General features: G+C 63.9%; 14 protein-coding genes and 3 pseudogenes. 11 read left to right on the plus strand and 6 right to left on the minus strand.

Annotated features, from left to right (window positions below; translation table 11 throughout):
- Positions 1-208: 208 nt before the first annotated feature.
- The 3 genes from IC50_RS16600 to IC50_RS16610 form a co-directional block, all read right to left on the minus strand.
- Positions 209-1,024 (minus strand): MBL fold metallo-hydrolase, encoded by an 816-nt coding sequence (locus tag IC50_RS16600; RefSeq protein ID WP_035706748.1) that lies wholly within the window; start codon positions 1,022-1,024, stop codon positions 209-211.
- A 93-nt stretch (positions 1,025-1,117) separates the two neighbouring features.
- Positions 1,118-2,656 (minus strand): hypothetical protein, encoded by a 1,539-nt coding sequence (locus IC50_RS16605; protein WP_035706751.1) that lies wholly within the window; start codon positions 2,654-2,656, stop codon positions 1,118-1,120.
- The gene (locus IC50_RS16610) at positions 2,653-3,402 is read right to left on the minus strand and encodes an ABC transporter ATP-binding protein (protein WP_035706789.1); all 750 of its coding nucleotides are present in this window, start codon (positions 3,400-3,402) and stop codon (positions 2,653-2,655) included. The genes IC50_RS16605 and IC50_RS16610 overlap by 4 nt, the downstream gene beginning before the upstream one ends.
- A 262-nt stretch (positions 3,403-3,664) precedes the next feature.
- Between IC50_RS16610 and IC50_RS16615 the strand changes: the two genes are divergently transcribed.
- The 6 genes from IC50_RS16615 to IC50_RS16640 all read left to right on the plus strand — a co-directional run bounded on the left by IC50_RS16615 (position 3,665) and on the right by IC50_RS16640 (position 10,441).
- A complete protein-coding gene (locus IC50_RS16615) occupies positions 3,665-4,540 on the plus strand; it encodes a branched-chain amino acid ABC transporter permease (RefSeq protein ID WP_035706754.1) in 876 nt (291 codons plus the stop codon).
- 5 nt (positions 4,541-4,545) lie between these two features.
- Entirely contained in the window at positions 4,546-5,697 is a 1,152-nt protein-coding gene (locus IC50_RS16620) for a branched-chain amino acid ABC transporter permease (RefSeq protein WP_035706757.1), read from the plus strand.
- The gene (locus tag IC50_RS16625; RefSeq protein WP_035706760.1) at positions 5,694-6,452 is read left to right on the plus strand and encodes an ABC transporter ATP-binding protein; all 759 of its coding nucleotides are present in this window, start codon (positions 5,694-5,696) and stop codon (positions 6,450-6,452) included. Before IC50_RS16620 ends, IC50_RS16625 begins: the two co-directional genes overlap by 4 nt.
- A 3-nt stretch (positions 6,453-6,455) precedes the next feature.
- Positions 6,456-7,244 (plus strand): ABC transporter ATP-binding protein, encoded by a 789-nt coding sequence (locus IC50_RS16630; RefSeq protein WP_035706763.1) that lies wholly within the window; start codon positions 6,456-6,458, stop codon positions 7,242-7,244.
- A 77-nt stretch (positions 7,245-7,321) separates the two neighbouring features.
- Positions 7,322-9,160: an AMP-dependent synthetase/ligase gene (locus IC50_RS16635; protein WP_035706765.1), complete on the plus strand. Its 1,839-nt coding sequence runs from the start codon at positions 7,322-7,324 to the stop codon at positions 9,158-9,160.
- An 81-nt stretch (positions 9,161-9,241) separates the two neighbouring features.
- Positions 9,242-10,441: an ABC transporter substrate-binding protein gene (locus IC50_RS16640; protein WP_035706768.1), complete on the plus strand. Its 1,200-nt coding sequence runs from the start codon at positions 9,242-9,244 to the stop codon at positions 10,439-10,441.
- A 172-nt stretch (positions 10,442-10,613) separates the two neighbouring features.
- Here the strand turns inward: IC50_RS16640 and IC50_RS16645 are convergent, their stop codons facing one another.
- Together IC50_RS16645 and IC50_RS16650 are read right to left on the minus strand one after the other, a co-directional pair.
- Positions 10,614-11,729 carry a lysozyme inhibitor LprI family protein gene (locus IC50_RS16645; RefSeq protein WP_035706771.1) on the minus strand — a complete coding sequence of 372 codons (1,116 nt, stop codon included), beginning with the start codon at positions 11,727-11,729 and terminating at the stop codon, positions 10,614-10,616.
- A gap of 97 nt (positions 11,730-11,826) precedes the next feature.
- Complete coding sequence (locus IC50_RS16650; RefSeq protein ID WP_035706774.1) at positions 11,827-12,558, minus strand: transglutaminase-like cysteine peptidase; 732 nt, start codon at positions 12,556-12,558, stop codon at positions 11,827-11,829.
- Between the two features lie 621 nt (positions 12,559-13,179).
- Here IC50_RS16650 and IC50_RS44035 point away from each other — a divergent pair.
- From IC50_RS44035 to IC50_RS16660, 3 genes and pseudogenes are all read left to right on the plus strand, one after another.
- Positions 13,180-14,821 (plus strand): annotated as a pseudogene (locus IC50_RS44035) (FecR family protein); the annotation flags it as partial.
- A gap of 698 nt (positions 14,822-15,519) precedes the next feature.
- A pseudogene (locus IC50_RS44040) lies at positions 15,520-17,037 on the plus strand (VCBS domain-containing protein); the annotation flags it as partial.
- A 68-nt stretch (positions 17,038-17,105) separates the two neighbouring features.
- Positions 17,106-19,337 (plus strand): CHASE2 domain-containing protein, encoded by a 2,232-nt coding sequence (locus IC50_RS16660; RefSeq protein WP_035706777.1) that lies wholly within the window; start codon positions 17,106-17,108, stop codon positions 19,335-19,337.
- A 218-nt stretch (positions 19,338-19,555) separates the two neighbouring features.
- On the opposite strand, the gene IC50_RS16665 is transcribed toward IC50_RS16660, so the two are convergent.
- Complete coding sequence (locus tag IC50_RS16665) at positions 19,556-21,151, minus strand: ABC transporter substrate-binding protein (RefSeq protein WP_035706779.1); 1,596 nt, start codon at positions 21,149-21,151, stop codon at positions 19,556-19,558.
- Positions 21,152-21,350: 199 nt separating this feature from the next.
- Between IC50_RS16665 and IC50_RS16670 the strand changes: the two genes are divergently transcribed.
- On the plus strand, positions 21,351-23,012 hold the full coding sequence (locus tag IC50_RS16670) for an ABC transporter substrate-binding protein (RefSeq protein ID WP_035706781.1): 1,662 nt from the start codon (positions 21,351-21,353) through the stop codon (positions 23,010-23,012).
- Positions 23,013-23,265: 253 nt separating this feature from the next.
- Positions 23,266-23,443 (plus strand): annotated as a pseudogene (locus IC50_RS16675) (ABC transporter permease); the annotation flags it as partial.

Raw genomic sequence — 23,443 nt, forward strand, 5'->3', positions numbered from 1 at the left:
GGGCGACTTGGAGAAAATTGCCGTCAGTCCTCGGGTCCTGCGCCGTGACAGATGCCTCATGGTTCGATCGGCCTCGGCGTGCGTCCGCCGGCTGCTCGCGCGTTCAGCGCGCCAGACCATGATAACGGAGACATTGACATGGATTTCGGAGCAGCCAAGTCGTTGACGGTTCAAGTCGTTGACGGTTGATGCGTTCCGGTTGTGGCGCTCAGACCCCGTCGAGGATGATCACGGTCGGCTTCGGCGGCAGCGCATCCCGCGACATCCGGAATGACCGCTCGGTGCGCCGGTCGATTTCGAACTGCTGGCCGATCCGGCGCATGAAGTCGTCGAGCGGAGTGGCGAAGCGGTGCATCGGCAGCACCACCGAGGCGCGTAGCCGCTTGGTGATCTCGGAGATGCCGTCCAGCGACATGGTGTACGTACCGTCGATCGGCACCATCACGATGTCGAGCCGTCCGATCTGGGCGAAATGGCTGTCGTCGAGCTTGTGGTGAAGGTGGCCGAGATGGCCGATGCAGAGGCCGGCGACCTCGAAGATGAAGATGGAATTGCCGTCGCGGATCATGTCGGTGCCGGCATCGTCGCCGAAATGGCGGCGGATGTCCGTCGTGACGTTGCGGATGAAGGTGTCACTGATGCGCTCCGACACGATCGCCGGCTTGCCGTCCTCGCCCCAGCCATGCAGCACATGGGGAATTCGTTTGTCGGGATACAGAGAATAGTGCGTGCTGTGCGCCCGGTTCATGGTGACGACGTCGGGCAGCCGCCCCACCTGGTATGCGCCGCTATAGTCGGTCGCGATGCGCAAGCCGGCGGGCGTGTCGATGAAGTAGGTGGAGTGGCCGGCATAGGTGATTTGGACCTCGGCCGGGGCTGCCGCCAGCCGGAACGCAACCGGCATCACGCGGGGCGCCGCGTTCGCCATCGCCAGGCATTCGCTGCGTTGAGGTGGCTGCTGGGCGAGGGCAGGTGTGAGGAATGCACCGAACAGCGCCAGAGCCGCCGAAACCAGTCGCCACATGATCCGTCCCCAATGACGCCGGGGGGAAGTCTAGCGTGCAATGCAGCGCGCCGCCAACAGCCGGCGATCAACAGCGCGTCAGTGTCGCACCTGTCATTCCGCCATCCAGTCGCGCCTTGGGCTGAACTTCCAGGTGAGGGCGACGAGGCTCGCGGTGATCAGGCCGCTGATGAGGCCGGCCAGCGGCAGGGCGAGCAGCAGCGCGGCGGTCGCGGCCCAGCCGATCGAGGAGAAGGCTTCGGCGAAGGTCGCAAGCCGCGAAGACGTCTGGCGGCGGCGGAATTGGCTGCGACGGGCCTGCACCCGGAACCAGAGCTGGATCGCCGTCGCCGAGGCCGCACCGACCATGATCGCGCCGGCGCTGATCACCGCCTGGAATGGCGAGGCGAAGGCCAGCGCCGCGACCAGCGGACTGAAGATCACGGCGATTGCGATCAGCACCACCTCGATCTCGGCGCGGATGACGCTGGACGACATCAGCGGCGCGGTGGCGACGAGATCGGGAGCGTCCTCGCCGGAGATCGTCAGCCAGGCGAGCCCGCCGGCAAGCTGTCCGGCCGCCATGACAATGACAGGTGTGATCAGCGTCAGCGCTGCGGAGCTGTCGGCAAAGTTGCGCCAGAGCAGGAGCGCCGGCGGCACCAGATAGAGCAGCTGCATCAACGTCTGCGAGATCAGCCAGGGATCGCGCCACAGCAGCATGAATTCCTTGCGCCGCAACGCCTGCTGGCGCGATCCGGCGCGGAACGGACGCTCCCTCGCGCGGACGCGGCCGGACGCGCCGTACCCCGCCGCATCGATGGCGGTGTCGGCGAAGCGGTGCGAGAAGATCGCCATGACGCTGCCGAGCAGCACCAGGGCGAGCGCGAGAAGCAGCAGCAGCGCCTCGCTGTCGCCCATGGTCGCCCGCGCCGGCCACCACCAGATGCTGTCGGCGTCGGGCGCGTAAGCGGCAAGGCTGCCCGAGGTCAGGATGGTGAAGCGCGACAGCGTGCCGTAGGACATGATCGCGGCGACCTGCAGCGCGATCACGAAGCCCGCGCCGATGATCGCGGCGAGGATCTGGGCGATCAGGCGCGTTCGCGCCGGGCCGATCAGCCGGAACAACAGGATGGTGATGGCGATAGCGATCGCCGCGGCGGACAGACCCATGGCGACGACCACGCCAAATGCCGCGAGCCAGCGCGCGCCGCCACCGATCACCAGCACGTCGATGAACGGCGTCGAGAACAGCAGCGCAAGCACGGTGACGGTCAGCGCGATGGCGGCGATGCGGACCGAGAACAGATTGGCCAGCGTCGACGGCGAGGACATGATCAGGTCGAGATCGGCGCGGGCATAGAACACCCGTGTCACCGATTCGATCGCCTGCGACAGCATCAAGGTCCAGGCGAGAAAGATCGTCGCCGAAATCACGATCAGCGAGGATTTGTCGAGCGGCAGCTGCAGGTCGGCGAAGCGGCCGATCACCGCCCAGGCCGGCAGGTGCAGCAGCGCGGCGAAGCAGAGCAGGCCGATCACTGCGGCGCGCGCACGTTTGCGCCGGCCGCCCGTCATCATGGCGAACCATTCGCGCCGGGCGAGCCGCAGCTCGTGGCGGGCAAACCAGGACAGCGCGGTCGCCGAGTTCATGCCGCGGCCTGAAGCGTCACCAGCGCGATGAAGAGGTCCTCCAGGCTGGTGTCGGCATGGCCGTTCTGTTGACGCAGCTCAGCCAGCGTGCCTTCGGCGACGAGCTGGCCCGACGCGATCACGCCGATGCGGTCGGCCATGCGCTCGGCGACCTCGAGAATATGCGTGGTCATGATGACGGTGCAGCCGGCGCGGACGCGTTCGCCGAGCAGGCCCTTCACGTGGCGTGCGGAGACGGCATCGAGCCCCGTCAGCGGCTCGTCGAGGATAATGAGGCGGGGATCGTGCACCAGCGCGCCGGCCAGTGCCACCTTCTGGCGCATGCCCTTGGAGAAGCCCTCGCAGCGCTCGTGCCGGTGCGTCTCGAGCCCGAGCGAGCCGAGCAGCTCTTGCGCGACCGGTTCCGAGGTCGACGGGGCGATGCCCCAGAGCCCGGCGACGAATTCGAGATATTCGAGCGGAGTCAGCTTGTCGTAGATCATGGGCTCGTCGGAGACCCACGCCATCACCTGCTTGGCGGCAACCGGGTTTTGCAGCGCATCGATGCCGAAGATCGAGACCGCGCCGGCATCGGGGCGCAGCAGGCCCGCAACCATGCGCAAGCTGGTGGTCTTGCCGGCGCCGTTGGGGCCAACCAGCGCATAGAATTCGCCGGCGTGAATGGTGAGGTCGAGGCCGTCGACCGCCAGACGGTCAAAACGCTTCGTTAACCCTCGGACTTCCAGCGCCGAGCTGCCCGGCTTCATGACGGCCATACCATCCGGTTTTGCATCGCAAGCGACCATGACTTGAAGATGTTTCGGCACCGTGAATCGACGGCCGACAAATTCCGTCATCCGGTTTGGACTAAAGGCAAGTCACCGTTTGTTGACAGCGCCTGACGGTTCAGGCTGAATTGGCGCCAGGACAAATGCGCTAACGCGGCGAAACGACTGCGTAGCGACTGGACACAAGATGCGGCAAGGCGGTCACAAAGAACCGCCGGTTGCATCGGGAGGATGCGCGGCGATGCTGGATTTCGTTCAGCAGCTGGTCAGCGGTGTTGCGCTCGGCTGCGTTTACGGCCTGATCGCGCTCGGCTTCGTGCTCGTCTACAAGGCTACCGAGGTCGTCAATTTCGCCCAGGGCGATCTGATGATGCTGGGCGGCTTCTTCGCCTTCACCTTCATCGGCATGATGGGCCTGAACTACTGGATCGGCTTTGCCGGTGCAGTGGCCGCGATGGCGCTGTTCGGTATGCTGGCGGAGCGGGTGGTGGTGCGGCCGATCCTCGGCTATCCGCAGTTCTCGATCATCATGGCGACGATCGGGCTGGGCTATTTCCTGCGTTCGGTCGCCGGCATGATCTGGGGCACCGACGACCTGAAGATCGAGACGCCGTTCAGCCAGGGCGTGCTGCGCATGGGCTCGCTGGTGCTCGCCTACGACAAGCTGTCGGTGATCGCGGCGACGATGATCCTGTGCACGCTGCTGTGGCTGTTCTTCAACAAGACCACGCTCGGCACCGCAATGCGCGCCAGCTCCGAGAACATGCTCGCGGCCTACTACATGGGCATTCCGGTCAAGCGCGTGGTGTCGGTGGTCTGGGCGATCAGTGCGGCGGTCGCGACCTGCGCCGGCGTGCTTCTGGCGCCGATCACCTTCATCCACTCCAATGTCGGCCTCGTGCTCGGCCTGAAAGCGTTTCCCGCCGCCGTGCTCGGCGGCTTCGGCTCGATCCCGGGTGCGGTGGTCGGCGGTGTCCTGATCGGCGTGATCGAGAGCATGGCCGGCTTCTACCTGCCCGAGGGCTGGAAGGACGTCGCGCCCTATGTCGTGCTGCTGACGGTACTGCTCTTGAAGCCTGAAGGCCTGTTCGGCCTCCACGTCCGCAAGAAGGTCTGAACGCCATGCGCTTCCTGTTCAAGACCGACTATGAAGACGACATCAAGCTGTTCCCGCACTCGGGCTACGTCGTTTCCTACGGCATCCTGCTCGCGCTGCTGCTGATCGCGCCCTACGCGCTCTCCAGCTATCTGATGAGCCAGCTCGTCTTCGTCTGCATCTATGCGATCGTCGGCGTGGCGCTCCTGATCCTGACCGGGTTCACCGGCCAGGCTTCGCTCGGGCACGCTGCGTTCCTCGCGATCGGGGCCTACACGGCGGCCTATCTGCAGACATACAACGTGCCGTTCCCGGTCTACTTCCTCGCCGCCGGCCTTCTGACCGGCATCATCGGCGCGATGGTCGGCTTTCCCGCCCTGCGTCTCACCGGCATCTACCTCGTCATCGCCACCATCTCCTTTGCCTTGATCGTCGAGGAGATCCTGGCGCGCTGGGAGAGCGTCACCAACGGCAATGAGGGGATGCGGGTCAAGACCCTGTCGCTGCTCGGCGTCGCCGTGCCGCGCGACAGCCCGACCTTCTACTACCTCTGCCTTGCCGTGCTGGTGCTGACCATCGTCGGCACGCTCAATCTGCTGCGCTCGCCGACCGGCCGCGCCTTCGTCGCGATCCGCGACTCCGAGACGGCGGCGCGCAGCATGGGCGTCAACGTCGCGCTCTACAAGGTGAAGTCGTTTGCGATCTCGGCCGCGATCACCGGCTTTGCCGGCGTGTTGTTCGCGCACAAGCTCTCCTTCATCTCGCCGGAGATGTTCACGCTCCAGCTCTCGATCGAGTTCATCATCGTGATCCTGATCGGCGGCACCTTCAGCCTGCACGGCGCGGTGCTCGGTGCGATCTTCATCGTGATGATCGACCCGTTCCTCACCTATCTGAAGGACGACATGCCCGGCATCATCGCCGGGATCGCCGCGGCCTTCGGGGCGAGCACGGGGACTGCGGGCAATATCCAGTCGAGCGTCGCGGCCTTCGCCTCGCTCAACGGCCTGAAGGGCGCGATCTACGGCATCATCATCGTGCTGTTCGTGCTGTTCGAGCCGCTCGGGCTCTACGGCCGCTGGCTGAAGATCAAGCTCTTCTTCCAGCTATTCCCGCTCTACAAGCGCGCCACCTTCAAGCGGCAGAAGATCTACGTGAAGTCGGAGCGCAACCGATGAGCTATTTCCGCGCCGAGAACCTGTCGCTGCATTTCGGCGGCCTCAAGGCGGTCGATGCGGTTTCGTTCGCGGTCGAGCGGGGCGAGATCCTCTCGATCATCGGGCCGAACGGTGCCGGCAAGAGCTCGATCTTCAACCTGATCTCGCGGATCTACCGGCCGACCTCCGGTCGCATCTTCTTCGAAGATCAGGACATTACGGAAGAGCCGCCCTACGACATCGCCAGGCTCGGGATCGCCCGCACCTTCCAGAACATCGAGCTGTTCGAGAATGCGACCGTGCTGTCGAATCTCCTGGTCGGCCGCCACCGGCACTCGACGACGCAGCTCTGGCAGGAGCTGCTGTTCCTGCCGAGCGTGCGGGCCAACGAGAAGGTGCATCGCCGCAGGGTCGAGCAGGTCATCGAGTTCCTCGATCTCGAACCCTATCGCGACAAGCTGATCTCGGGCCTGCCCTACGGCGTGCGCAAGGTGATCGAGCTGGCGCGTGCCCTGTGCTCGGAGCCGAAACTGATCCTGCTGGACGAGCCGTCGTCCGGACTCAATGTCGAGGAGACCGACGACATGTCGTTCTGGATCCGCGACCTGAAGAACGAGCTCGGCGTCACCGTGCTGATGGTCGAGCACGACATGTCGCTGGTCAACCGGGTCTCCGACCGCGTCATCGCGCTGAACTACGGAAGGGTGCTCGCGATGGGTTCGCCCGCCGAGGTGCAGCAGCACCCTGACGTGGTTGCCGCGTATCTGGGAGCCTGAGCGATGGATGCCGCCGTGACGCCGGATATCATCCTGAAGCTCTCCAACGTCGAGAGCTATTACGGGCCGATCATGGCGATCCGGGGCATTTCGCTGGAAGTGCCGCGCGGCCGCATCGTCACGCTGCTCGGGGCGAATGGAGCCGGCAAGACCACGGTGCTGAAGACCATCTCGGGCATCCTCGATCCGCAGAAGGGGGCGATCGAGTTTCTGGGCAGGCCGATCCAGCGCATGGAGGCCGACCGGATCGTGCGGCTTGGTCTCAGTCATGTGCCGGAGGGGCGCGAGGTGTTCCCGTTCCTCTCGGTGCGCGAGAACCTGATGATGGGCGCCTATCCGCGCCGGGATCGCGACGGCGTCGCGGAGGATCTGGAGCGTGTCTACGGCTATTTCCCGCGGCTGAAGGAGCGGATCAACCAGCCGGCCGGACAGCTCTCCGGCGGCGAGCAGCAGATGCTGGCGATCGGGCGCGCCCTGATGAACAGGCCGACGCTGCTGCTGCTCGACGAGCCCTCGCTCGGCCTGTCGCCGCTGCTGGTGAAGGAGATCTTCACCATCATCCGCCGCGTCAACGAGGAGCAGGGCATGTCGATCCTCCTGGTCGAGCAGAACGCCAAGGTGGCGCTGGAGACGGCGCATTACGGCTATGTGCTGGAGATCGGCCGCATCGTGATGAACGACAGCTGCGACCGCTTGATGCATTCCCAGGACATCCAGGAGTTCTACCTTGGCGCCAAGGAAGCGGGCGCGCGAGGCGAGCGGCGCTGGAAAAAGAAGAAAACGTGGCGTTAAATGGGACGCCTCTCCGCAAGACATAGACCGCCGGCAAGGCAGGCAGCGGAGGGGAAGGCGACAAGGAGGAGACGCGCATGGCCCGACCGGCGGTGCTGACGGTCGCTGATACGATCGCGAAGAGCTTCTTGCGCGCCGCCGAGACGCGGGGCGACAGGCCGGCGATCCGCGAGAAGAAATTCGGCATCTGGCAGCCGACGAGCTGGCGCCAATGGCTGGAAATCTCGAAGGAGATCGCCTACGCGCTCCGGGCGATCGGCTTCATGCCGGGCGACGTCGCCTCCATCGTCGCCAACGCCGTCCCGGAATGGGTGCATGCCGACATGGGTATCCTGTGCGCCGGCGGCGTCTCCTCCGGAATCTATCCGACCGATTCCTCGTCCCAGGTCGAGTATCTCGTCAACGATTCCCGCACCAAGGTGATCTTCGCCGAGGACGAGGAGCAGCTCGACAAGATTCTCACCTGCCATGCACGCTGCCCGTCCTTGCAGAAGATCATCGTGTTCGACATGGAAGGCCTCAGCGGCTTCTCCGACGACATGGTGATGTCGCTCGACGAGTTTCGCGCGCTCGGCCGCAACCACATGGTCGGGCGCGAAGCGCTGTGGCAGGAGATGATCGACAGCCGCAGCGCCGGCGATCTCGCGATCCTCGTCTATACGTCCGGCACGACCGGTCCGCCCAAGGGCGCGATGCACGCCAACCGCAGCGTGACGCACCAGATGCGGCACGCCAGCGACTTCATCCCGGCGCGAGAGGACGAGGACCGGCTGATCTTCCTGCCGCTCTGCCACGTCGCCGAGCGCATCGGCGGCTACTACATCTCGATCGCGCTCGGTTCGGTGATGAATTTCGCCGAGAGCCCGGAAACCGTGCCGGACAACTTACGCGAAGTGCAGCCGACCGTCTTTCTGGCGGTGCCGCGCATCTGGGAGAAGTTCTATTCCGCCATCACCATCGCGCTCAAGGATGCGACGCCGCTGCAGCAATGGGTCTATCGCCGCGCTATCGGCATCGGCTACCGCATGGTCGAGTGCCGGCTCGAGGGCAGGGTGCCGCCGCCGTCGCTGCGCATCGCCAACCACATCGCCTACCGGGTCGCGTTCCGCAACATCCGCCGCATGATCGGTCTCGATCGTTGCCGCATCGCGTTCACCGGCGCGGCGCCGATCGCACCGGAACTGATCCGCTGGTATCTGGCGCTCGGCATCGACATGCACGAGGTCTACGGCCAGACCGAGAATTGCGGGGTCGCCACCATGATGCCGGCGGAACGGATCAAGCTCGGCTCGGTCGGCACGGCGGTGCCCTGGGGCGAGGTCGCGCTGTCGCCCGACGGCGAGATCCTGATCAAGGGCGACTTCCTGTTCATGGGCTATCTCAACCAGCCGGAGAAAACCGCCGAGACCATCGATCCGCGCGGTTGGCTGCACACCGGCGACGTCGGCACCATCGACAATGAAGGCTTCGTCCGGATCACAGACCGGATGAAGGACATCATCATCACCTCCGGCGGCAAGAACGTCACGCCGTCCGAGATCGAGAACCAGCTCAAGTTCTCGCCTTACATTTCCGACGCCGTGGTGATCGGCGACAAGCGGCCTTATCTCACCTGTCTCGTGATGATCGACCAGGAGAACGTCGAGAAGTTCGCCCAGGATCACGACATCCCGTTCACCAACTATGCCAGCCTGTGCCGGGCGAGGGAGATTCAGGATCTGATCGGGCGCGAGATCGAACAGGTCAACGGCAACTTTGCCCGCGTCGAGACCATCAAGAGGTTCTATCTGATCGAGCGCCAGCTCACGCCGGAGGACGAGGAACTGACGCCGACCATGAAGCTGAAGCGCGGCTTCGTGAACAAGCGCTACGCCGCCGAGATCGAGGCGATGTATCGCGAGCGTGCGGTGGCGTGACGAGCCAGCCGATTCGAGAAAGCGAAGGAGCCGTGGCCCCCGCCCTTCGTCCAACACGGGCCTTTAGGAGAGGAGACGTCAATGTCGAAATCGTTCAGCGCATTCGGCCTTGCTGTGAGCGCCGTGGTGTTCACCTGTCTGCCGGCCGCAGCGCAAACCAAGGTCACCAACGAGGGCATCTCGGCAACCGAGATCGTCATCGGCACTCACCAGGACCTGTCGGGTCCGATCAAGGGCTGGGGCGTCCCGGTCGCAAACGGCATGAAGATGGCCACCGAGGAGATCAATGCATCCGGCGGGATCAACGGCCGCAAGATTCGACTGGTCGTCGAGGACAGCGGCTATGATCCGAAAAAGGCCGTGCTGGCTTCGCAAAAACTGATCGAGCGCGACAAGATCTTCGCGATGGTGGGACCGATGGGATCACCGACAGTGCTCGCCGCGCAGGATATCCTCTTCGACGCCGGCGTCCTGCAGCTCTTCCCGCTGACGGCGGCCGAGTTCACCTTCAAGTTCGATCCGGCCAAGCCGCAGGAGCGATTGAAGTTCAACAATCTGCTGCCGTACGTCGAGAGCACACGGGCCGCGTTGAAATACATGATGGAGTGGAAGGGCTTCAAGAAGCCCTGCATCATGCATCAGGACGACGAGTACGGGAAGAACGTGCTCGACGGCTTCAATCAGCAGCTCACCGCCATGAAGGCGCAGCCGGCGTCGATCACGAGCTACAAGCGCGGCGCCTCTGATTTCAGCGCGCAGATCGCCAAGATGAAGTCCGATGGCTGCGACCTCGTCGTGCTCGGCACCGTGCTTCGCGAGACCATCGGGGCGATGTCCGAAGCCAGGAAGCTCGGCTGGGACGTCACCTTCCTCGGCGCCACTCCCACCAACGTGATGGAGGTCCCGGCGCTGGGCAAGGAAGCCGTCGAGGGTCTCTATGCAGCCAGCGGATTCGAAATTCCCTACGAGGATACGGCCAAGGGCAAGGTGAAGGATTGGCTCGTCAACTACAAGAAGATGTTCAACGCAGACGCCAACACGCAGGCGATCATCGGCTACAACGCGATGATGACGTTCGCCTTCTACGCGAACAAGGCGGGCAAGGATCTGACGGGCCAGAAGATGTTGGACTCGCTCGAGTCAGGCGAGAAGTTCCTCGACATCTTCAACTCGCCGCCGACCAAGTTCTCCAAGACCGACCATCTCGCCAACACCGTCACCCAGGTGCAGCAGGTCAAGGGCGGCCGCTGGGTGCTGGTGAAGGACAATCTGATGTTTTGATGTTTGCTTTCACCCTCCCCTGGGGGGAGGGTCGATCGCGCGAAGCGCGAGCGGGGTGGGGTGATCCCTCAACACGGGCACAGTTCGTTGGAGAGACCTTCACCCCACCCCGTCTCACATCTCGCTGCGCTCAATGTGAGCCGACCCTCCCCCTCCGGGGGAGGGTAAGGGTTCATGATCCCCCGCTCGCGTTGCCCGAGTTCACCGGCGCCAGCTCGTCCTCCCGGCAGCGCCAGCCGTCGGCGGCTTTCACGAACGCAAAGGTCCGCTGGATTCTCAGCCGGCGCGTGACGTTGAAGGCTTCTGCAGAACGCTCCTTGTTGCGGGCTTCCGGCTCCGGACGACCCGTCCTCGCGTCCCAGCAGGTGCCGGTGCAGGTGGAGGCGACCTTGCTGCACATGGTGAAGGGCGCCAGCACCGCCATCTCGATTTCGCCCGTGACCTGCGCCTCGTGCTCGGTCACCTGGCTTTCGATGGCGTAGACACGGTTGATGCGCAGGAAGTTGCCGCAGGAATTGGCCGCATGGATGCGCGCGGCGCAGAAATCGACGGCGTCGGTATCGGGCGAGCGGGCCGCGACCTGTCGGCCGAACACCTTTTTTGGATCGCCCTTCGCCGCGCGGATTTCATCGGTCTTGCGCTTCAAATGGTCGGCGAGACAATCCTCCGCGGAGTCGAGCTCCTGCAGCGGCACGTTCTCCTTGCCGACCAGGTTGCATTTGCGGTCGCGCTCTCTAGTCCACCTTCCATATTCGGCGAACGCAAAGCGGGCTGCGGTCGGGTCGAGCTTGCCGATCAGGCCGAGCGCCTGGCCGTTGAGCTCGGTTTCGGCAAGCGCCAGCGACGGGTCGGCGCAGATCAGCGCGCCCGCCGCGGTGTTGGCCGCGAGGCAGTCGAAATCGGGATCGCGCACGATCGCGGCGCGCTCCTCGGTGACCTTGAGCAGGCACGTCTTCACCCGGTCGAAATCGTCGGGGCGGATCGCGGTCTGGCCGACGATGCCGCAGCCGAGGTTGCGCTGACGGATCCAGATTGCATTCTCCTCGATTGCAGGCAGGCGATCGGGCAGGCGGGCGAGCCGCGCCTCGATCGCCGTGCTCAGCCTCTCGGCTGCGGCGGCAAGCTCGGCGTCACCGCAGAACAATTGGTTGCCGGGATCGCGTATCTGCTGGCAGTTGTTCCTGGCAAACAGCGGCAGCCTGTCGGCGATCGAGCGTTCGGATTGCGCGGAGGCGGGCGCCGCCGGCAATGCCAGCAGCACAAGCACTGGCAGCACGATGAATCGCATTCCAGTCGCCCCCGGATGGAAGCCGCCATGCTAGCGCCTGGGATCGCGCGGCGAAATGGGTTTGTGGTGGGGGCTGGATCCGTCCGGGCTGCAACGATCAACGCGCTTCGGCGACTTCCATCGAGATCCGCACCGGTTCGTCGACATATTTCATCACGGCCGACCGGTAGAGCACGAACAGCGGTTGATAGCTCCGCGCAGCGTCGTCCTCGACCATCGCCATGCGGCGGTTGTCGAGCATCAGCCAGTGGCCGTCGAGCCGTGCAGCGGCAATCGCGTGCTCCTCGGCGGCGCGGGTGTCGCGCACCACGAGGATGCGGAGGTCTTCGGGGGGAACGCCCGCCAGCCGCAGCGCGGCGAGCTTGGCGATCGCATAATCTTCGCAATCGCCGGCGCCGCGCGCGAAGGTCGCAAGCGGCGAGCTCCAGACGTCGTCGCTGCCGTCATTGGCGGCGTGGATGGCGAGGTTGATGGCGCGGTTGGTCTCGCCGAGGCGTGCGCGGCCGTCGCGGGCGCGGGCCTGGTCGACGATGGCGAGCAGCTTCAGGGCCGCAGGGGATGCGCAATTGTCCCGGTCACCGTCGCACAGCGCGAGCTGCACCATCTCGTCGTCGAGCTTGTCCTTCAGCGCGGACCATTTCTGCTGGAGGCCGCCGGACGAGATGGCGAAGGCGAACACGCCGAACGGTTCGGCGGATTTGCGCACGACGACGCCGGCGCCCGGTGACAGCAGCGTGCCGGCGCGAAGCTCGGCGGCCGATCCGAGCAGGATCAAGCCGCACAAGACGAGAATTGCGCGCCAGGTGCGCGAGCGGGCAGCGGTCTCCATCTGACATCCCCTTCCCGAGTTTCGCGAGATCCCCCTCGATCTCGACGTGCCGGGCTTTGTTGCTTTCGCGGAGATAGTGCGAGGCGGGCCGTTTTGTTCTGCTTAACGCGCCCGGCAGGGTTTCCCAAAACCATGGGACAGGCTGAAACAAGCCTGTCCAAATTGCGTAAAATTTTACGATTCGGAGGTTAGGAGGGCCGCGCTGCCGCGAAATGGAATCAGATGCAGGCACAAGTTGCGAGGCCGCCGATTCTGCGTCCTATGGCTAACAGACCGCTATTTCACGGTTTTTGTTAGTTAGGTCACAGATTTTGCTCCGTATTTGCCGCAGGATCTCACAGGGCATCATGCAAGGAAGATAACGCAAGTATCCATTCGACCAATTTTACATTAAACGACTTGGAATGATGGGAAATGCGTGCATCTAAGCTCATTTCGACTGCAGAATGCTTGGAATGTTACTTCAGCTACTCTGGGAAGGCGCCGGCCTGCGGGGGCTCCTATGGCCAAGTGATGCGGAATCACACAAGCAATAGACGGTTTCGCTAAGGACTTGGTAATGCTAAGCAAGCTTAGGCAGTCGATACTTACTTAGATTTTAACCCTTTTTACGGTGCCCGGTTGAACTACGCTGGCAAACTTGACGCCGCGACCTCCTTGGACGGCCAGGATTCCAGCTCGCCTGCCCACGTCCATGCCGATTCGTTTGCGGCCAAGCCCTTCATCGCAAAGGCGCATGGCCATGTGCCCGATGGCGCGTTCGTTGTTCCCGACCCGAACCTGATCTTCAACGGCGAGTTCAAGCGCGCCGGCCTCGATCTCGTGCTGTCCCACGAAGGTCACGAGTTCGTGGTTCACGATTATTTCAGGGGCGACAAGCGCGCCGCGATCGCCTCGCCTGACGGCGCCCACCTCACCGGCGACATCGTCAACGCCCTTACCGGCCACGTCGAGGTTGCCCAGGCCGCGCCCGGCGCGGCTGCGGCCCAGGTCATCGGCCACGTCACAAAACTCTCGGGCAGCGCGACCGCGATCCGCAACGGCGTTTCGGTCATCCTGAACAACGGCGACAATGTCGAGAAGGGCGACGTGGTCTCGACCGGCGCCGATTCGACGCTCGGCATCACCTTCATCGACGGCACCGTGTTCGGCCTGTCCTCCAATGCGCGGATGGTGCTGAACGAGATGGTCTACGACCCCAACGGGTCGAGCAACTCCTCGCTGCTCAGCCTGGTCGCGGGCACCATCACCTTCGTCGCCGGCGAGACCGCCAAGCACGGCGACATGAAGGTCGACACGCCGGTCGCGACCATGGGCATCCGCGGCACCGCGGTGCTGACCCAGATCAACTTCGTCGTTCCCGCCGGCGGCGGCGATCCGCAGCCGCAGGCGAGCTTCCAGGTGCTGGTCGAGCCGAACGGTACGACCGGCTCCTACATCCTGTTCGACAAGATCACGCTGCTGCCGATCGCGACGGTCAACCAGGCCGGCCAGATGATCCAGATCAGCGGCGGCAACGTGTCGATCGGCAATGCGCTGATGTCGCCGGAAATTCAGAAGCTGATCACGGACGTGTTCACGCTGAAGTTCACCGACAACAACACCAACACCAAGCTGACCACGAACTTCACCGACACGATCACGCCGATCAGCCTGGACTTCGTGTTCAAGTCGGGGTCCGGCGCCGCCGCGATCGCGACATTCGTCAGTCTCACTCCGCAGGGACGCGACGGCCCCAGCAATCCCACGCCGCCCGTCACCCGTATTCCCGGCCAGCCGATAGCGCAAAGCTTCGATGCCGGCGGCATTGTGAAGACGGCGTTCGCGCTGACCGAGCGTACCGACACCACCGGCGACACGCAGGCCGATACTGTCACCGGCCTGATCAGGTTCGTCGATCAAAACCTCGGCGATCGGCCGACGGTGAGCGTGAGCCTCGCCGAGGCGCCGAACTACGTCTACAAGAGCGCCGGCCAGCAGGACGTCACCGGCTCGCTCACCGAGCTCCAGAAGAACAACATCGCGGCGACCCAGATCCAGATCGGTGTCGTCGCCGACCCCGCCAACGAGAACAACGGTTCGGCGGTCTGGACCTACACGATCCCCGACAACGTCTTCGACTTCCTCGCGGCCGGCGAAACCCTGACGCTGACCTACATGGTTCGCGTCGACACCAATTTCGTGGTGAACCCCGAGTCCAGGTTCATCCCGATCACCATCACGATCACGGGGACCAACGACAAGCCTACCGTGGCGACGTCGGGCGGAAACGTCATCGAGAAGGTCGGGACCGGCAACGAGGCCCTGGACACCATCACGGGCACGGTTACCTTCACCGACGTCGATCTGACGGACCGGCCGATCGTGAGCGCTGAGCTCTCGTCCACCCAGCCGTTCAAATATCTCGATGCGGAAGGCAACGACATCACCGCCACGCTGACGCCCGCGCAGCTCGCGGCGATCGCCGCCGTCAAGGTGCCGCTGTCCGTAGTTCAGGGCGCTGGAAACGGCAACAACGGCTCGGCCACCTGGACCTACAGCGTCCCCGATCACTTGTTCGACTTCCTTGCCGAGGACGAGAAGCTGATCCTCAACTACGTGGTGCAGGTCGATGACGGGCATGGCGGCATCGTCAGCACGCCGCTCACGGTGTCCATCAATGGCGCGGACGTCAATGTCGAAGGCACCAACGACGTGCCGACGATCATCGAGGACGATACGACCTCGACCGGCGCGGTGACCGAGGATGCGGCGGCGCCGCTCGTGGCCAACGGCATCATCGCATTCAACGATCCCGATCTCACGGACACCCACACCGCAAGCTTCGAGCTGAAGTCGACGAATTCGAGCGCGCATCTGCCCGGCTTCAGCGCCGGCACCTCGCATATCGGCACGTTCTCGCTTGGAGCGGTGAGCGAGAGCCCGGGCGCCGGCACGGAAGGGTCGGTGAGCTGGACCTTCACGATCGATGCCAACGATCCGATGCTGCAGTCGCTGGCCGAAGGCCAGACCATCACGCAGGTCTACACCGTCACGTTCGACGATCATCATGGTGGCATCGTTAGCCAGGACGTGACCATCACGATCACGGGTGTCAACGACGCGCCGACGATCACGAGCGACGTCGACGCGGCAAAGGGCGCGGTCACCGAGGACGAGGGCTCGCCGCTTTTGACATGCGGCACGCTGGCGATCCAGGACGTCGACCTGATCGACACCCATACGGCGGAGTGGTCGTTCAAGTCGTCGTGCGTCAGCACGGATCTGCCGGGCTTCGGGGACGGTTCGCATATCGGCACCTTCTCGATCGGCTCGGTGTCCGAATCCAACGCCGACACCAGCAACGGTGCGACGCTGGACTGGCACTTCTGCCTCGACAACAGCAATGCGGTGCTGCAGTCGCTGGCGGAGGGGCAGACCATCACGCAGGTCTACACCGTCACGTTCGACGATCATCACGGCGGCAAGGTGAGCCAGGACGTCACCGTCACGATTACCGGCACGAACGACGCGCCGACGCTCGCCGATCTCGACATCGGCCCGCTCACGGACACTGTCGCGGCCGACACGTTCGCCAATCTCACCGGCCAATTGTCCGGAACGGATGTCGACAGCGGCGAGACGGCGACACTGACCTATGCCGTTCTGGACGCGGATCATCATGCGGTGACGACGGTTGCGGGACTGTACGGCTCGCTGACGGTTAACCCCGACGGCGGCTACAGCTACATTCCCGACGCGACGGCGATCAACGCGCTGCCGGAAGGATGCTATACGGATACGTTCACCGTCCAGACCATGGACGCGCATGGCGCGACCGGCACGGCAACGCTCACGGTGGACGTGACTGGCGCGAACGACACGACCTCTGCGCCCGTGATCAACCTCGACCAGATCAGCGTCTCGCAGGAAGGCGACCAGGTCTTCGTCCACGGCATCACGGTCAGCGACGCCGACGCTGCCGTCGATGAAACCTTCACGCTCGCCGCGTCCGCGGATTCGGGCACCTATGTGGACCCCGCATCGACCTCCGACACGTTGGCCAACCTCAATTCGGCGCTCCAGACGCTGACATACACCGATCCGAGCCAGAGCCCGGCTGAGACGGACAAGGTCGTGATCACCGTGACCGACGGCCACGGTGCGAGCGATACGGTCAATTTGATCTTCAACCTGAACGAACAAGGCCCGGTGAGCCTCGCCAGCACCAACGGCAAGGACGTGCTGTTCGGGACCGGCTATCAGGATCAGTTCGTGTTCGCTGCCGACTCTAACCACGACACGATCCTCGATTTTGAGCACGGTCAGGACCACATCAACCTGACGGCGGTTGTGGCGACCGATATCGACGCGGCATGGATAGCCCAGCATGTGGCGGCCTCGGGAGCTGATACCCTGATCACGATCAATGCGACGGACACCATCCTCCTGAAGGGTGTCGCCCAGGTCCAGGCGAGCGACTTCATCGTCCACGCCTGATCGCTGCGCGATCGTCCGCGAGCCGATCCGCGCTGCCGTTCGCCATCAAAGCGTGATATTCCACCAGCATGAAACGTCTCAAGATCCTGCGGCGGTGGTTTGCGCGGAAGTTCGGCCTTGCCCGGCTGATGTGCCTTGCGCTGCTGGTTCTGTTTGCCGGCGTTCGCCTCTGGGATCCGCCGCCGATCCAGGAATTGCGGCTGCGCACTTTCGACATGTTCCAGCTGATCGATCCGCGCCACAAGACGGCACGGCCGGTCACTATCGTCGACATCGACGACAAGAGCCTCGCCAGGCTCGGTCAGTGGCCGTGGCCGCGCACGCGGATCGCCGATATGATCCAGAACCTCACCCAGAGCGGCGCGGTGGCGATCGGCTTCGACGTGGTGTTTTCCGAGCCCGACCGGCTCAATCCGGATCTGGTCGCGGGCCAGATGCGCTCTCTCGACGATGCCACCCGCGCCAGGCTGCGCGAGCTTCCGACCAACGACCAGATTCTCGCCGATGCGATCAAGCGCTCGCGCGTGGTGCTGGGCGAGACCGGGCTGCCGGAGGTGCTGTCCGAACTCGACAAGTCGCTTCCGTTCACGGGCATCGCGACGCTCGGCGAGGAGGGATCGGAGCGTTTCCTTTTCGATTTCCCCGGCTTGCTGCGCAACGTGCCTGCGATCGAGAAGGTCGCCGCCGGTCGCGGCTTGTTCTCAATCAAACCCGAGCGCGACGGCCTGATCCGCCGCGTGCCGATGGTGATGCGCGCGCAGGGCAACATCATGCCCTCGCTCAGCCTCGAGATCCTGCGGGTCGTCACGGGAACGCCGACGCTGCTGATCCGCACCGACAAGACCGGCATCAAGGCCGTGCGCCTCAAGGGCCTCGAGATCCCGACCGACAAGAACGGCCAGCTCTGGGTGCATTACGCGCGGCAGGACCCGTCGATCTACGTCTCCGCCGCCGACGTGCTCGACAACACCGTGCCGCCGAGCAGGATTGCTGGTAAGTTGGTGTTGATCGGCACCTCGGCGGGCGGCTTGAACGACATTAAGACTACGCCGGTCGAGAAGGCGATGCCGGGCGTCGAGATTCATGCCCAGGTGCTGGAGAGCGTGCTCAGCAAGGCTGCGATCTCGCAGCCGAGCTATGCGCTTGGCGTCGAGCTGATCGCGGCGCTGATCATCGGCCTGCTCGTCATCATCTTCACCCCGAATCTCGGACCGGTGCGCCTCGTGCTCGCCGGTGCGATGTTCGCCGCGATCCTGGTCGGCACGTCCTGGTTCTTCTATGCGCAGTACCGCTACCTCATCGATTTCACCTATCCGCTGCTCTCGACCACCGCGATCTACCTGACGCTGATCTTCGCCAGCTTCGTGCGCGAGCAGCGCCAGCGCGTGCAGATCCGCGGCATGTTCGCGCAATACATGTCGCCGGTGCTGGTCGAGCAGCTGGCACAATCGCCGGAAAAGCTCGTGCTCGGCGGCGAGGAACGCGAGATGACGATCATGTTCTCCGACGTGCGCGGCTTCACCACGATCTCGGAGAGCTACAAGCACGATCCGCAAGGGCTGATCGCGCTGATGAACCGCTTCCTGACGCCGCTGACCGACGTCATCATCGAGCGCAAGGGCTACATCGACAAATACATGGGCGACGCCATCATGGCGTTCTGGAACGCGCCGCTCGACGATGCCGAGCACGAGGTCAACGCCTGCGAGGCGGCGATCCAGATGCTGGAGCAAATCGATCTGGTCAACAAGGAGCGCGAACAGGAGGCCGCCGACGGCGGCCACGTCTACATCCCGCTCAACGTCGGCATCGGCCTCAACACCGGCATCGGCGTTGTCGGCAACATGGGCTCCGACCTGAAGAAGAACTATTCCGTGCTCGGCGACAGCGTGAATCTGGCCTCGCGTCTCGAGGGGCAGACCAAGGAATACGGCTTCCCGATCATCGTGGGCTCGCGGACTGCGCTCGCCGCCAAGGAGAAGTTCGCGATCCTCGAGCTCGACTTCATCATGGTCAAGGGCAAGACCGAGCCGGAAGTCATCTACGCCATCGCGGGCCGCGAAGACGTGATGCATTCGGGCGCATTCCAGCGCCTGCGCAACATCACCATCGAGATGCTCGGCTGCTACCGCAGCCGCAACTGGCAGGGCGCACTGGACGCGATCGAGCGCGGCCGCCGCAGCGAAGACGCCGACACGCTGGAAAAGCTGTTCCGTCTCTACGAGGCAAGGATCAGGGATTTCCAGCTCAATCCACCACCGGAGGGCTGGACCGGTGCATATGCGCTGCTGACGAAGTAGGCTGCAAGTGAGTGGGTTCTGCAGTCGCCCACACTCCGTCATTGCGAGGAGTTCTTGCGACGAAGCAATCCAGGATCCCTCCGCGGAAAGATTCTGGATTGCTTCGCTCCGCTCGCAATGACGAGTATCGAGGCGATTGCGCGCGATCATTCCGAGCGATCGTCCCGGCGAAAGCCGCGACGACCGCGTTCATTGAGCCTGGCACTCAGCCCGCCGCCTCACTCCACCCCGATCGTCGTCAGATCCTGGAACCAGTGCTGCGCCTGCACGAATTGCTTGATCTTCGGCGACAGCGCGTGCGGGTTGGTGTCGTGGACGACCCAGACCAGCGCCGCGTCGTCGACGATCAGTGCATGGGCCTGCGCTAGCAGCGCGTCCTGCTTGGCGGTGTCGAAGGTCTGCTTGGCTTCGTCGATCAGCGCGTCGACCTTCGGGTTCTTGTAGCCGCCCCAGTTGACGCCGACCGGTGCGACCTGGCCCGAATGGAAGAACCTCACGATGGCATAAAGCGGGTCCGAGGTGACATAAGCGATGTTGTTGGCGGTGATGCCGGCGTTCATCTCGTCGGCCGCGCCCTTGCGCCAATGCGTATAGAGCGTCTCGAGCTCGACCACCTTGAAGTCGATGTCGATGCCAATCTCCTTGAAACTCTGCTGCAGGAACTCGTTCATCGGCAGCGACAACATCTGGCCGGTGCCGCCCTGTGCAATGATGAAGGTGGTCTTGAGCGGCTTGGCCTTGGAGTAGCCCGCCTCCTCGACCAGCTTCTTGGCTGCTGCGAGATCATATTTCAGATCGAAACTGGGCTTGCCGAACCACGGGCTCGACGGGTCGACCTGGCCCTTGGCCGGCTTGGCGAGGCCGTTCATCAGGCCGACCACCGCCTCGCGATCGATCGCGAGGTTCAGCGCCTTGCGCAGGCGGATGTCGGTCCAGGGCGAGCCCGGCAGCACGCTCAGATGATAGTTCCAGACGTGCGGCGTGATGTTGTCGACGATCTTCATGCCGGCGGCCTTGAGCTGCGGCACCGCGTCAGGCGCCGGGGTCTCGATCAGATCGACCTGGCCCGCGAGCAGCGCGTTGGTCCGCGTCAGCGCCTCCGGCATCGGCACCAGCACGAGCTTGTCGACCTTGGGAATGCGCTTCTTGTTCCAGTAGTCCGGATTCTTGCTGAGTTCGGCGAGCTCGCGCGGCACCAGTTTGGTCAATTTGAAAGGGCCGGTGCCCGAGGGCTGGCTGGCGAATTTGTCCCAATCCTTGCCGAGCTTCTCATACTGCGCCGGGCTCGACACCAGGAACCACAGCATCTGATACGGGAAGAAGGAATCGACCGTCTTGGTGGTGATCTCCACGGTAAAGTCGTCGATCTTGGTGTAGCTGGCGACGGAGGGCAGGCGGGTCTTCACCTGCGCGCTCTGCCGCTTGTCGAATTGCGGCGCCTTGTCGTTGAGCACCTTGTCCAGATTCCAGATCACCGCATCGGCGTTGAACTCGCTGCCGTCGTGAAACTTCACGCCCTTGCGAAGCGTAAAGCGCCACTTGGTCTTGTCGGCATCGTCCACTTTCCATTCGGTGGCGAGCCCCGGCACCAGCTTGCCGGGGCGATCGGCGACGTCCATCTCCCAGGCGACCAGGGGATCGTAGATCGTGTAGGCCGTGAACTGGTAAGCGCCGGCGCCGCGATCGGGCTGGCCTGTCGTCAGCGGGATGTCCGCCATCGAGATGCCGTAACGCACCACCGTTTCGGCGCGCGCCGAGATTGCGGAAACTGCCAGCGCAAGCACGGCGAGACAGGTGGATAGACGAATACGCATGAGTCGAAGCTCCAGGGAGGATCCGGGGCCAAACCTGCAATCTTGATGCCAGAATAGGCAGCGCGCCGAACTCGACCGTGCGTCATCACAAGGACTTGTCGTTGCGGGGGCAATTTGCCGAATAAGTTTCTCCTTGGCATGGCCATTGCATACGATTGCATCAAAATTAATCATCGAAAGCCGGAAAAGGACTGAGGCGATGCTTATCAAGAAGAACAAGACCCGCGCGGCGCTGATCGCGCTGTTGGCGCTCGGCAGTGTGGCCGCATGGCCGCGTGCGGCCAGCGCCGAAACCGTGTTGCGCATCGGCATGACCGCTGCCGATATTCCGCGCACCCTGGGTCAGCCCGATCAGGGTTTTGAGGGCAACCGCTTCACCGGCCTCACCATGTACGACGCGCTGACCGGCTGGGACCTGTCCTCCGCCGACAAGGCGAGCGTGGTGATCCCCGGCCTTGCCACCGAGTGGAAGGTCGACGATGCCGACAAGACCAAGTGGGTCTTCAAGCTGCGCCCCGGCGTCACCTTCCACGACGGCTCGCCGTTCAATGCCGATGCCGTCGTGTGGAACGTCGAGAAGGTGCTGAAGCAGGATGCGCCGCAATTCGACGCCAGTCAGGTTGGCGTCACGGCCTCGCGCATGCCGACACTGGCCTCCGCCAGGAAGATCGACGACATGACGGTCGAGCTCACCACCAAGGAGCCCGACAGCTTCCTGCCGATCAACCTCACCAACCTGTTCATGGCGAGCCCGGCGAAGTGGCAAGCCTTCTACGACAAGGCCGAAGGCGCGGATGCCAAGGCCAAGTCGCAGGCTGCCTGGACCGCGTTCGCCAAGGACGCTTCGGGCACCGGCCCGTGGAAGATGTCGAGCTTCACGCCGCGCGAGCGGCTCGAGCTGGTCAGGAACGCGAACTATTGGGACAAGGCGCGCGTGCCCAAGATCGACAAGATGGTGCTCCTGCCGATGCCGGAAGCGAATGCGCGCACCGCAGCGCTGCTTTCGGGTCAGGTCGACTGGGTCGAAGCACCGGCACCGGACGCGCTGCCGGAACTCAAGCAGCGCGGCTTCAAGCTCTACGCCAACGAGCAGCCGCACGTCTGGCCATGGCAATTCTCGCGCGTCGAGGGCTCGCCCTGGAACGACATCCGCGTGCGCAAGGCGGCGAACCTCTGCGTCGATCGCGAAGGCCTCAGGGACGGCCTCCTCGCCGGCCTGATGGTGCCCGCGACCGGCACCTTCGAGCCCGGCCATCCCTGGCGCGGCAAGCCGAGCTTCGAGATCAAATACGACAAGGCAGCCGGTCAGAAGCTGATGCAGGAAGCAGGCTTCGGTCCGAACAAGAAGCTGGCGGTCAAGGTCCAGACGTCAGCGTCCGGCTCGGGTCAGATGCAGCCGCTGGCGATGAACGAATATCTCCAGCAGGCGCTGGCCGAATGCTATTTCGACGTGAAGCTCGACGTCATCGAATGGAATACGCTGTTCACCAACTGGCGCCGCGGTGCCAAGGACCCGTCAGCCAACGGCTCGAACGCGACCAACGTGACCTATGCGGCGATGGATCCGTTCTTCGCCCTGGTGCGCTTCCTGCAATCGGGCATGGCGCCGCCGGTCTCGAACAATTGGGGCTTCATCAACAACCCCAAATTCGACGAGCTGGTGAAGAAGGCGCGCCAGACCTTCGATCCCGCCGCACGTGACGCCGCGCTCGCCGAATTGCACGCGGCCTCCGTCGACGACGCGGCGTTCCTCTACGTCGCCCACGACGTCGGCCCGCGCGCGATGAGCCCGAAGGTCACGGGCGTCGTGCAGCCGAAGAGCTGGTTCATCGACTTCTCGCCGGTGTCGATCGCGCAGTAAGGTGAGCACGCTCTATCAATGCGTCATGCCCGGGCTTGACCCGGGCATCCACGTGTCTCCTCCAGCTCCGTCATTCCGGAATAGTCCGAAGGACCGGACCTCAGGTGCGCAATTGCGCACCGGGCAATCTCGAGATTCCGGGTTCGATGCTTTGCATCGCCCCGGAATGACGGACCAAGAAGAACGTGGATGGCCGGGACAAGCCCGGCCATGACGACCTGCGATATCTACGCATTCAACTGAGTAACCAAACGTGCTCGCCTATATCGCCCGACGCATCGTCTATGTCGTTCCGATCGTCATCAGCGTCGCGCTGGTGTGTTTCCTGCTCGTGCACATCACGCCGGGCGATCCGCTGGTCGCGGTGCTGCCCGCCGATGCCTCGCAGGAGCTCGCCGCGCAGCTCCGCGCCGCCTATGGCTTCGACCGGC

Origin of the sequence: Bradyrhizobium genomosp. I (2014) (assembly GCF_000261685.1) — a bacterium.
Classification (GTDB): Bacteria; Pseudomonadota; Alphaproteobacteria; order Rhizobiales; family Xanthobacteraceae; genus Bradyrhizobium.

Bases quoted from the DNA above. Each gene is read 5' to 3' on its own strand.
- IC50_RS16620 (WP_035706757.1), top strand. From the start codon at position 4,546: ATGCGCTTCCTGTTCAAGACCGACTATGAAGACGACATCAAGCTGTTC.
- IC50_RS16660 (WP_035706777.1), top strand. From the start codon at position 17,106: ATGAAACGTCTCAAGATCCTGCGGCGGTGGTTTGCGCGGAAGTTCGGC.
- IC50_RS16645 (WP_035706771.1), bottom strand. From the start codon at position 11,729: ATGCGATTCATCGTGCTGCCAGTGCTTGTGCTGCTGGCATTGCCGGCG.
- IC50_RS16615 (WP_035706754.1), top strand. From the start codon at position 3,665: ATGCTGGATTTCGTTCAGCAGCTGGTCAGCGGTGTTGCGCTCGGCTGC.
- IC50_RS16600 (WP_035706748.1), bottom strand. From the start codon at position 1,024: ATGTGGCGACTGGTTTCGGCGGCTCTGGCGCTGTTCGGTGCATTCCTC.
- IC50_RS16630 (WP_035706763.1), top strand. From the start codon at position 6,456: ATGGATGCCGCCGTGACGCCGGATATCATCCTGAAGCTCTCCAACGTC.
- IC50_RS16640 (WP_035706768.1), top strand. From the start codon at position 9,242: ATGTCGAAATCGTTCAGCGCATTCGGCCTTGCTGTGAGCGCCGTGGTG.
- IC50_RS16650 (WP_035706774.1), bottom strand. From the start codon at position 12,558: ATGGAGACCGCTGCCCGCTCGCGCACCTGGCGCGCAATTCTCGTCTTG.
- IC50_RS16605 (WP_035706751.1), bottom strand. From the start codon at position 2,656: ATGAACTCGGCGACCGCGCTGTCCTGGTTTGCCCGCCACGAGCTGCGG.
- IC50_RS16625 (WP_035706760.1), top strand. From the start codon at position 5,694: ATGAGCTATTTCCGCGCCGAGAACCTGTCGCTGCATTTCGGCGGCCTC.
- IC50_RS16610 (WP_035706789.1), bottom strand. From the start codon at position 3,402: ATGAAGCCGGGCAGCTCGGCGCTGGAAGTCCGAGGGTTAACGAAGCGT.
- IC50_RS16635 (WP_035706765.1), top strand. From the start codon at position 7,322: ATGGCCCGACCGGCGGTGCTGACGGTCGCTGATACGATCGCGAAGAGC.
- IC50_RS16670 (WP_035706781.1), top strand. From the start codon at position 21,351: ATGCTTATCAAGAAGAACAAGACCCGCGCGGCGCTGATCGCGCTGTTG.
- IC50_RS16665 (WP_035706779.1), bottom strand. From the start codon at position 21,151: ATGCGTATTCGTCTATCCACCTGTCTCGCCGTGCTTGCGCTGGCAGTT.